2 protein-coding genes and 1 pseudogene are annotated in these 11,086 nt (G+C 56.4%); 2 read left to right on the forward strand and 1 reads right to left on the reverse strand.

The window, feature by feature from the left end; translation table 11 throughout:
* Nucleotides 1-209 (reverse strand): annotated as a pseudogene (locus B347_RS0108730) (DUF6124 family protein); the annotation flags it as partial.
* Nucleotides 210-889: 680 nt separating this feature from the next.
* Between B347_RS0108730 and B347_RS0108735 the strand changes: the two are divergent.
* A complete protein-coding gene (locus B347_RS0108735; RefSeq protein WP_237719112.1) occupies nucleotides 890-2,587 on the forward strand; it encodes a ShlB/FhaC/HecB family hemolysin secretion/activation protein in 1,698 nt (565 codons plus the stop codon).
* 30 nt (nucleotides 2,588-2,617) lie between these two features.
* Nucleotides 2,618-11,086: filamentous hemagglutinin N-terminal domain-containing protein (locus B347_RS0108740; protein ID WP_019409327.1), on the forward strand; the 8,469-nt coding region annotated here is incomplete at its 3' end.

The following is an 11,086-nucleotide window of genomic DNA, read 5'->3' on the forward strand; positions in this document are numbered from 1 at the left end:
CGCAACAAGTCTGACGCTTGGGCCAAAGCCGCTTCTAAATTGACGCTGTCCGGGATGGCATACGTGGCCGAATCCACGTGCCGTGGAGGCTTAGAGTCGAGCAGGTAAAAGTCGAGGGCGCGATCAGTGGCGGCGCGGTCCAGCGACAGTGAATCGCACTCAGCAGCGTGCGGGAGAGAAACAGGTGGGTCTGGAACGATTTTTTTCATGGTTACAACTCCATCATTGTTTAAGGAGCTGTCACTTATCGCGACTAAACGAACGGGTGGCAGCCATGCGCAGGTTAGTCGACCGGTAATGACGGAAACCCGGCGCGCCACAAGGGCGCCCTGCGCACGGCCACCATAAAACGCAGGCCGTAAAAAAGCGCCTCGCGGAGGTGGCGCCTTGCGCCGTCATATTGAACCGGGCGACTAAACCCGACCGCTGTTTTACAGCGATGGGCCGAGACTATTCCGCGAACTGGACAGGCGCAAGCGAACGGGATTTTCTCGGAAGCTTCGCCTGATTGAAAGGGAAACGTCGTACGAAATGGCTGATTATTCGCGGAATATCGGGATTCTGTAGTCGCTGCCGAAGGCTGCGATAAAGGCCGCAGGACTTTGACCTCGGATGTTGTTGCATAGACCCTAAACACCTCATGCCTCAACAATGGTTACAGAAACCGACATCGCCGGAATTGAATATGCATGATGGCTTTTAAGTTTCGGATGGTTCAGGGCCCACTCTCAGAATTGTCCTAAATACTTTTAAACAACAAAAGTTAAAGATTCCGCCACCCATGAACCGCAGCAGTTTTGTGGTCGTGAAAATAATAATTGCGTTGACTCATTTTTCGCTGAGTTAGCACATCACGGGCGGAATCCGTATGTCCATAGTGCACCTCAGGATGGGGTCGGTGTTTCTGTTTTTTCTGGGCAGCCTAGTGGGTCTGAATGCTGCTGCGGCACCTAACCCCACGCCGGGTGATCAGGGGCTTATTCGTGATCGACAGGAGCGTTTGCTTGAAGAACAGCGACGCCGACTTGAAGAGCTTCAGGAGTTGCCTGGTCAACAAGCGGCCCCAAATGCACCTCTGGAGGCGGATAAAAGTCGGTGCTTTCCCATCAAAAACATCGAACTTAGGGGGGGCGACAGTCTTTCAGTCAGTGAGCGCGCGCGTTTAATCAAGCCTTACAGCGGCCAGTGCCTAGGTGTGTCGCAGCTAAACGCGCTACTCAAGGCTATTACCCACCGTTATATCGACAAAGGCTTGGTGACGAGTCGCGCTTACCTTCCACCACAAGACTTATCCACAGGCCAATTGCACGTACTGGTTGTTGAGGGCAGGCTCAAAAGCTTTAAGGGCACCGATAACAGCCATTTATCGAGCCGCGAGCTGGCAATGGCCTTTCCCGGTCAAGAGGGTAATCCGCTCAATCTGCGGGAAATTGAACAGGCCATCGACCAACTCAACCGCTTGCCGTCCAATCAGGCGCAAATAGAACTGGCCCCCGGTGGGGAAGTGGGTGAGAGCGTTGTCGTGGTTAAAAATGTTGTGCAAGCACCTTGGCGCGCCAGTCTGTCACGCGATAACGACGGCCAGAAAAGCACCGGCGAACAGCAATGGGGCGCGGGGTTGGAGTGGGACAGCCCGTTGGGCTTTGCAGATCAACTGATTCTGCGCGGGGGGCGCGATGCCATCAGCGATACCCGCAAATCGTCAAACAACACGATGCTCTATTACAACCTGCCATGGGGTTGGTGGAACTTTAGCTACAACTTTAGCCAGAGCGATTACCGCTCTGTGGTTCAAGCCAACGGCTACAACTTTAGTCAAACCGGCGACAGTCAAAATCAGCAATTGCGTGCAGAACGGGTTGTTTATCGCGATGCGATGAGCAAAACCTCACTCAATGTGGGCTTGGCGCATGTGCGCACCAACAATTACATCGAAGGCTCCCGGTTACAAAACAGCAGTCAGCGTCTGAGCGAGTTTCAAGTGGGCATCAACCACGGGCGACGCGTGGCCAATGCCTTCGTTAACCTGGATGTGGGGATGCAAAAGGGTGTCGGTGCCTTTGATGCGCAGCGTAACGCCTTGCCCCAAAAGCAAGGAAGTCCCGACGCTCGCTATCGAAAATACACCGCCACCCTCAGCTATTTGCAGCCCTTCAAACTGTGGGACGAGACCTTCAGTTTTACCAGCCTGGCCACCGGCCAACTCAGTGACGACGTGCTGTTCAGCCCGCAACGTATGAGTTTAGGCGGCTCGGCTTCGGTACGAGGTTACAAGGACCAACAACTCTCCGGCGACAGCGGTGGTTACTGGCGCAATGACTTGCGTTGGTCGCGCCCGGTGACGCTGGACTGGTTGCGCCCGGTATTTGTCGAATACGGCGCAGGCCTTGGTTATGACCAAGGGGTCATTCGTCACGAACGCTACAACCGCGAGGTGCATGGCCGCGTGTCGAGCCATTCGCTGGAGCTTTTTGCGCGTGGCCGCAACGTTAGCGCCAGTGTGACTTGGGCTCACTCTTTAGAACGACCGGACGTACTCACCGAGCGCGAAGCGCCGATGTATGTGCGCCTGACCTTTTTTCTGTAATTCAACGCATTGATGCATCGAGAAGCTGACATGGATGATCGCCACTTAGCCTTTTTAGCTCGCCAGCCTTCTGCTGCCCTCAAACCCCGTGAGTCCTTCTGGGGTATGTCTAAGCGTGGTCTGGCGTTTATCTTAGTGAACGCGATTTTCTGGCAGCCCTTACTGGTGCAGGCAGAAGGCATTGTGGTCAGCGGACCCAGCACCAGCCTTGGTGTGGCAGGCAACGGCGTGCCCATCGTCAATATTGCAGCGCCCAACAACAGCGGTTTGTCGCACAACCAGTTCAGCGACTACAACGTGGGCGCCAATGGCGTGATTCTCAATAACGCCACTGACCGTACCCAGTCGACGCAACTGGGCGGACTTATTCTCGGCAACCCGAATTTGCAGGGCACCGCCGCCAACATCATTCTTAACGAAGTCAACGGCACTAGCCCTAGCCAGTTACGCGGCTATACCGAAGTTGCAGGCCAATCGGCGAAAGTGATTGTCGCCAACCCTTACGGCATTACCTGTAATGGCTGCGGTTTTATCAATACCCCGAATGTCACGTTGACCACCGGAAAACCCATCCTTGATAACGGCCGTCTGGACCGTTACCAAGTCGATGGCGGCGCCGTGACCATCGACGGCCAGGGCCTGAACGCCAGCAACGTCGACCGCTTCGAAATCATCACCCGCTCGGCGAAGATCAACGCGCAGATCAATGCTCGCAACTTGACGGTGATTGCCGGTCGCAACGACGTCAACGCCCAGACCCTGAATGCAACCGCGCGTGCCGATGACGGCAGCGCCAAGCCGGAGCTTGCGATTGACTCGTCAGCGTTGGGCGGGATGTACGCCGGCGCGATCAAACTGGTGGGCACTGAAGCCGGTGTCGGGGTAAAGCTGGACGGCACGTTGGCAGCCAGTGGCGGCGATATTCAACTCGATGCCAATGGCCATTTAAGTCTGGCGCAGGCGGCAGCCAGTGGCGCAGTCAAGGTCAGGGCCGGGAGTATCGATGCTCAGCGTTCGGTCTACGCGGGGACTGCGTTGGAGATGCAGGCCCGAGGTGATCTGAACACCAGAAAAAATCTTGCCGCCCGTGACAGCATCCAACTCTCCAGCGGCGGGTTATTAACTAACCACGGCATCATCGAAGCTGGCGTCAACGCCGATAACACCCGTACTGCCGCGGGCGATGTCAGCCTTAGCGCACAGACGTTCAACAACATGGGTAACAGTGTTGTCGCCAGCCGCAACTTGAACATCAACGCAGCTCATGCCTTGAACAATCAGGGCGGTAACTTGAGCGCTATCCAGGCCGCGAACATCAGTGCTGGCACCCTTAATAACCGGGGCGCAACGCTCACCAGTCTAGGTACTCTGAACCTTAAGGCCGGTGCGGTAGATAACAGCGCCGAAGGCCGCATTGCTAGCAATCAGACGCTGACCGTTCACATTGCCAGTTTGAACAATAACGCGGGGCAACTGACCGGTTTTAACGGCCTGACCCTAGACGTTAACAATGGCCAATTGAGCAATCGAAGCGGCTTGATCCGGGGTGCGACACTGGCACTGAATAACTTGGCCGACGTTGACAACCGGGGCGGTGAAATCGCCAGCGGTCAGGGTTTTACCTTGGCGGCGAATAGCCTGGACAACACCGGCGGCAGACTACTCAGCGATCAGGGCCTGACCCTGCGCTTGGACCAGTCGTTGGTAAACGTTAAAGGTCTGATATCGGCCAGCGGTCTTGACGCACGAGCAGGCAGTTTAAATAACACCGCGGGTACGCTCACCAGTAGCGCCAGCTTGTTGCTGGAACTCGACGGTGCGCTGGACAACAGAGAGGGCGAAGTTTCCAGCGCCAGTGCCACTAGGGTTCAAGCCTCTAGTCTGGATAATCGCCAGAATGGAAAAGTGCTCAGTGACGGTAGCCTGAGCACACGTATATCGGGGTTGCTGGATAACCAGAGCAACGGCTCGCTGACTGCCAAAGGCGCGATGGATGTGCAGGCAGGTAGCCTGGACAATCGTGGTGGTTTACTCAGCGGGGTTGGGCCGGTACGTCTGAATGCTCAAACCGTAGAAAATGCACGCGGTCGTATCGCCAGTAAGAGCGATCTGACTGCTTTTATCACACACCTCAATCAGCAACAGGGAGAGCTGGTTGCTCAAGGTGCGTTAAGCCTGACCGCCAATACCCTTGATAACAGCAATGGCGGTTTGATAGGCGCGAGTAAAACGCTGACCCTCAATGTCGATGACATCAACAACCAGGGCGCAGAAATTTCCAGCGCCGCCGAGCTCAACCTGGCGGGCACCCGCCTTAATAACAGCAACAAGGGCAAGTTGCTGGCAGGCACCGACCTTGGGCTCAAGGTTGCGCACGTTATTAATCAGAGCCAAAGCCTGCTGTTCGGCAAAGACACGCTCAAACTGCAAGGTCGAACTCTGGACAACAGCGGCGGTACGATTTCTGGCGAGCAAGAGCTAAGCCTGACGTTAAGCGACTATCTGAATAACCGCGGTGGCACACTCAACGCCAAGGGCGCAGTGAGCGTGACCACGGGTACTTTTGACAATACCGATGCCGGCAGCCTGATTAGCAACGACACGCTCGCGCTCATGGCCACAAACGTGAGCAATGGTGCGGGCAGCCGTATCGCCAGCGGCAAGGCTATGACCGTCAGCGTCATGGGTTTTGAGCAAAACGGCGGGCAACTCTTCAGCAATACCTCGCTGAGTCTGGACCTTAATAACGGTCAACTGAACAATCAACACGGCCTGATCAATGCGCCGTTGCTGATGCTGAAAAACCTCAATGGGGTCAACAACCAGAGCGGCGAGATATCCAGCGACCGAGCATTCACACTCGTCAGTAAAAGCCTGGACAACAGCAACGGTAGGCTCATCAGCAATCAGGCGCTGACTCTGCGCGTTGAACGCGCTTTGAACAACGTTAAAGGCCAAATTGCTGCGGCGGCGTTGCACGTTTATAGCGCCAGCCTGGACAACAGCGAGGGCCTGCTCAGCAGTGCTAAAGAGCTGGGGGTTACGGTTGAAGGTGATTTCAACAACCACTATGGGCTGCTGATTAGTGACGGTAATGTGCGGCTCGTGGCTACCCGCCTAAATAACAATGACGGGCAGTTGTTCAGCAAAGGCGATTTTGTAGCGAACATTACGCAGGTAACTAATCAAAACGGCACCTTGACTGCTCAAGGTACGCTCGGCCTTTCAGGCGAGAGGCTGGACAACAGTAACGGCAGACTGATTAGCCAGAAGGACCTTGCACTTGACCTCAGCGGCGAGCTGAACAACAACCAGGGTCGGCTGAGCAGTGAAGGCCTTTTGGCCGTTAACGCCGGCAGCTTGAATAACCGCCTGGGTAGCGTGTCCAGTGCCGGTGCGCTGAGTGTCAGCAGCACAGGGGCTGTGGATAACCAGGGTGGGGAACTGGTCACCGATGCCAGCTTTACCTTGAATAGCGCTCGCTTGGACAACAGCCAAAACGGCACTCTCAGCAGCACTTCTGCGTTGAGCATCACCACGGGTGCCTTCGACAACAGCCACGCTGGCAACGTCAGCTCAAGTGACACACTCGACATCAATGCCACACAGTTGATTAACCAGAGCGGTGGCCGCCTGACCAGTGACAAGGCCCTGACAGCCAATATCACTGGTCTGGATCAGCAGGGTGGAAAGCTGTTTAGCAACACCTCTGTCGAGTTGGACCTTAACCACGGTCAATTGAACAATCAGAGCGGCCTGATCAACGGGCCGCGCTTAATGCTCAAAAATCTGAAGGATGTTAATAACCAAGCGGGTGAGATCTCCAGTGCGCAGTCTTTTATCTTGGCCGCTGACCACCTAGATAACAGTGGCGGCAAACTGCTCAGTCACAAGGCGTTGATCCTGCGCATGAACCAAGCGCTGGCCAACGTGAAAGGTCTGATTAGCGCACAGTCCATTGACGGCCGGGCCGCAAGCTTGGACAACAGCGGCGGCACCTTCAGCAGTCGCGGCGACCTTCTGCTTAACCTTGATGGTCAGCTCAGCAACCACAATCAGGGGCTAATTAGCGCCGCAGATACGTTGACTCTCCACAGCAGCGGCCTGAATAACAACAGCGGCTCTGTGCTGGGCAAGTCAATTGCAATCGACCTAGGCCGTGCCACTGGCGACCTTAACAACGCGGCCGGGCTGATCGCCACCGACGGTTTATTGACCTTCGAGCACTTGCGTGACCTAAACAACCAAGGTGGCGAAATATCCACCGCGCAACGCTTAACGCTCAACGGCCGTACGTTGGATAACAGCTCTGGCAAAGTGATCAGCAACAACTGGTTGACCCTGGGCGGCATCCGTTTTATCAATCAGGGAGGTCTGATCTCCGGCTGGCAGGGTCTCAGTGTCAGCGGCTCTGACCTGGACAACCGCAACCAAGGCACCTTGTCGAGCCGTTACGGCGATGTTGACGTCGCGCTAAGTAACAGCCTGCTCAACAGCAGTGCTGGCGCATTGGTCAGTCAAAAAAATCTAAGCGTCAGGGCTGCCAATCTAGACAACAGCGACAAAGGCATCCTTTCCAGTGCTGGCGAGCAAACGCTTAACGTCACGGGCTTGCTCAACAACGTGGGCGGTACGGTCAGTGCGCAGCAGGCACTAAGCCTCATCGGCACCACGTTGGATAACAGCGGCGGTAGCCTGATAGGCAATGGGGATATGACCCTCGACTTGCTGGGTGCTTTGATCAACACCAACGGCAAACTCGCTAGCGCCGGCGGATTGCTGCTCAATCGCGCCAGTGAGATCAACAACCAGGGCGGCCAATTGACCAGCCAAGGCCTGCTGAGTCTGTTCGCAGGCAGTCTGGATAATCGCAATCGAGGCACTGTCGCTGCCAACGATGCATTAGTTGTCTCGACCACCGGCGCTGTGCAAAACAGTAGCGACGGTTTGATCTTCAGCCAGCGCGGCGACCTAAACCTCAAGAGCGCCAGTCTGGACAACCAAGCGGGTCGAATTACGGCACAAACCGGCGATACCGTCATCACCACCGGCGCCTTCGACAACCGTAATGGCAGCCTGTATGTCAAAGGCTCGATCAAGGTCACTGGCACCAGCTTCGACAATAGCGGTGATGCCGGTGGACAGGTCGCAGGCAGGTATATAGACCTCAACTTCAGCCGTGGGCTGAACAACCAGAAAGGCATTATCGAGAGCGATACCACCCTGAGTATCGGCGCGCAACGTGTTGATAACCGTGCAGGTCAACTGAGAGCGTTGGGGACAAGTGGCAAGACTGAATTTCAGATTGGCACAGTGTTTGATAACCGAAACGGCTTGCTAGAAACCGCTAACCACGATCTGACCTTCAACGCGGATGGTTTCCAGAACGCTGGGGGCAACGTCTTGCACGTAGGCAGCGGCAGGTTCGATGTCAGTACCGCCAACCTGACTAACGTCGGTGGCAGCCTCGTCACCCGTGGCGACTTGACCCTTACCGCAGACCACTGGACCAACAGCAGCGTGATTCAGGCGGGGCGGCTGACGGTCAACGTCAACACCCTCAACCAGACTGTAGACGGGCAACTGCTGGCTTCCGACAGCTGGGTGGGTAGCGGCAGCCATTGGAACAATGCCGGACTTATGGCCAGTGATGGCCGCTTCGACTTAGCCCTAGCAGGGACCTTTACGGGCACCGGTCGTATCAGCAGTGTGGGTGATCTGAGCCTGACCGCCGGGCAACTAACCCTGAGTGACACGGGCAGTATCGCCAGTGGTCGTGACGCCGCGTTCAATATTGCTGGGGAGGTGAACAACTACGGGCGCCTGACCTCTGCTGCCGACCTTAATCTGACGGCGGGCACCGTTAATAACTACGGTACCTTTGGCAGTGGTCAAAAGCTTACCGCTACCACTGGCGCGCTACTCAACGACCATGCGCTGATGTTCAGTGGTTCGAACATGAGCCTGCGAGTTGATTCGCTGACTAACCACTACGCGGATATCTACAGCCTAGGCAACCTGAGTATTGATCGTGACGGTAATGGGAAGCTGGCCAACAGCATTATCAACCGTTCTTCGACCCTACAAAGTGACAGCAATCTGAGCCTGGCCGCGAGTACGATTCACAACATCAGGGCTGTCTTGAATACCAGCAACCAAGGCATCTACACCGCCCGGATTGGTGAGATTGCCTGTATCGAAGGGGTCAATGCGGGTGACTGTGGCGGTAAGCGAAATCACGTCTGGGAGATTGTTCAGCGCGACAAGTTTGAAGTCACCGAAGCCAGTGCCGCGTCCAGCATCATCTCGGGGGGTAATCTCTCCATCAGTGGTGTAGATCTGCTGAACCAAAGCAGCACCATTGCCGCAGCAGGCAACCTGTCGGCCACGGTTAATAACTTGGTGAACAGTGGCATTGAGACTGGAGAGACTGAAACCACGCGTGTGTTCTTGTCAGAGCGAACCAAGAACGCAGACAACTTGTCCAGTGCGGCTAGCACTTTCAGCCGTCAATACTGGTTCCAGAGCACCGATTACACCCCCAATGACGTGGGCGGGCTGGAAGCTGCGATGGGCAGTTTTATCGGGATGATGGAAAGAGAATGGCCGCAATTTAAAACGACGCAAAACTTGGCAGTCGGGGATCAGTATTACGCCGCAGTGATTCAGGCAGGTGGAGCTGTCAGCGTGAGCGCTGGCAACAATATTGACAATAGTGTGGTCCGTGCGGGCTACACCTATGTGGGCAGCGGCTCGCGAACCGACACCAACACCCCCGGCGCTGAATCGTCGACCCGTATTACGCTGAACCCACAGCTACCGCCGGACCTTGCCCAGCAACAGGTCAATCCGCTGTCGTTACCCGGTTTTAGCTTGCCTGCGGGCGATAAAGGTTTGTTTCGCCTAAGCGGCCAAGGGGCTGCAACACCGGCCCTCACGGGGTCCGAAAGCTGGACCATGGGCAGCGCAGCCATCGGGACCGCCCAACGCGAACACACCCTACCCGGCGATGGCAGCCGGGAGGTGCAAGCTGCGATGACTGCCCCGGCCGCTGACTTGTCTTCGTCTGTTGCAGGCAACGCCACGGCCCTGAACGTTGACTCTTTCACAGGTGCCTCGATGCCTGCCCGTTCAGACGTCGGCGGTGTAGCCCCGGCGGCTCCGGTTGAAGAACTGGGCGCATCCCCCGGCGGGTTGAGCGTTAACCGCGTCCAAACGTTACCCGACAGCAGCTACGTATCCAGCCCACAAAAGTATTTGATCGAAACCAACCCGGCTCTGACTGACCTCAAGCAGTTTATGAGTTCGGACTACCTACTCTCCAACCTGGGGTACAACCCGGACCAGAGCCAGAAACGTTTAGGTGACGGTCTCTACGAGCAACGACTGATCCAGCAAGCCGTGATCGCTCGTACTGGACAACGTTATATCGACGGCCAGACCAGCGACGCTGGTATGTACCGATACCTGATGGACAATGCCATTGCCAGCAAGCAGCAACTTAATCTGAGCGTGGGCGTCAGCCTCACCTCCGAACAAGTTGCGGCCCTGACCCACGACATCGTCTGGATGGAATCGGCTACCGTCGACGGTCAACACGTGCTAGTGCCAGTGCTTTACCTCGCCCAGGCCAATAACCGTCTTGGCCCTACTGGCGCGTTGATTACCGGTAACGACATCAACCTGATTGCCGGCAAAGACCTAAACAACGTTGGCACCCTGCGCGCTACTAACAACCTGTCGGCCAAGGCTGGTGCTGATCTGGCAAACAGCGGCCTGATCGAAGCGGGTAATCGGCTCGACCTAAGGGTTGGCAATAACCTGACCAACAAGAGCGGCGGCATCATCGCCGGGCGCGACGTGAGCCTCACAGCCGTCAATGGCGATGTGATCAACGAGCGCACGGTCACCCGCCACCAGAGCAGCAGCGGCTATCGCACCGAACAGAGTGACTTTGTAGACAACGCTGCACGCATCGAAGCGGCCAATAACCTGAGCATCCAGGCCGGGCGCGACGTGAGTAGTGTCGGCGGGGTACTCAACAGCGGCGCAGACACCACCCTTAAGGCCGGACGCGACGTCAACCTTATTGCCGCCGAGCAACGCAATGCCAACGCAGTGACCGACCTGTCCCGTAGCAACGACGTTTCGCAACACGGCAGCGTTATCGAAACAGGGCGCGACTTTCGTGTTCAAGCCGGGCGTGACATCAGCGCCATCGCCAGCGAAATCGACGCCAAGCGCAACATCGCCATGTCCGCCACCGGTGACCTGACATTGGCTTCGGGTGCGGATGAGCAACATTCGGCATCCAAGTCGAAAAAAGTCAAAACCCAGGAAGACCACATCAGCCAAGTCTCAACCGTTGTCACCGCGGGTGGCGACGTGACGTTGAGTGCCGAACGAGATCTGACGCTCATCGCCAGCCGGGTAAACGCCGGGGACGAGGCGTATCTGGTGGCAGGCGGCAACCTTGCACTCTTGGCTGCGCAAGACAGC

The organism is Pseudomonas psychrophila HA-4, assembly GCF_000282975.1.
GTDB lineage: Bacteria > Pseudomonadota > Gammaproteobacteria > Pseudomonadales > Pseudomonadaceae > Aquipseudomonas > Aquipseudomonas psychrophila_A.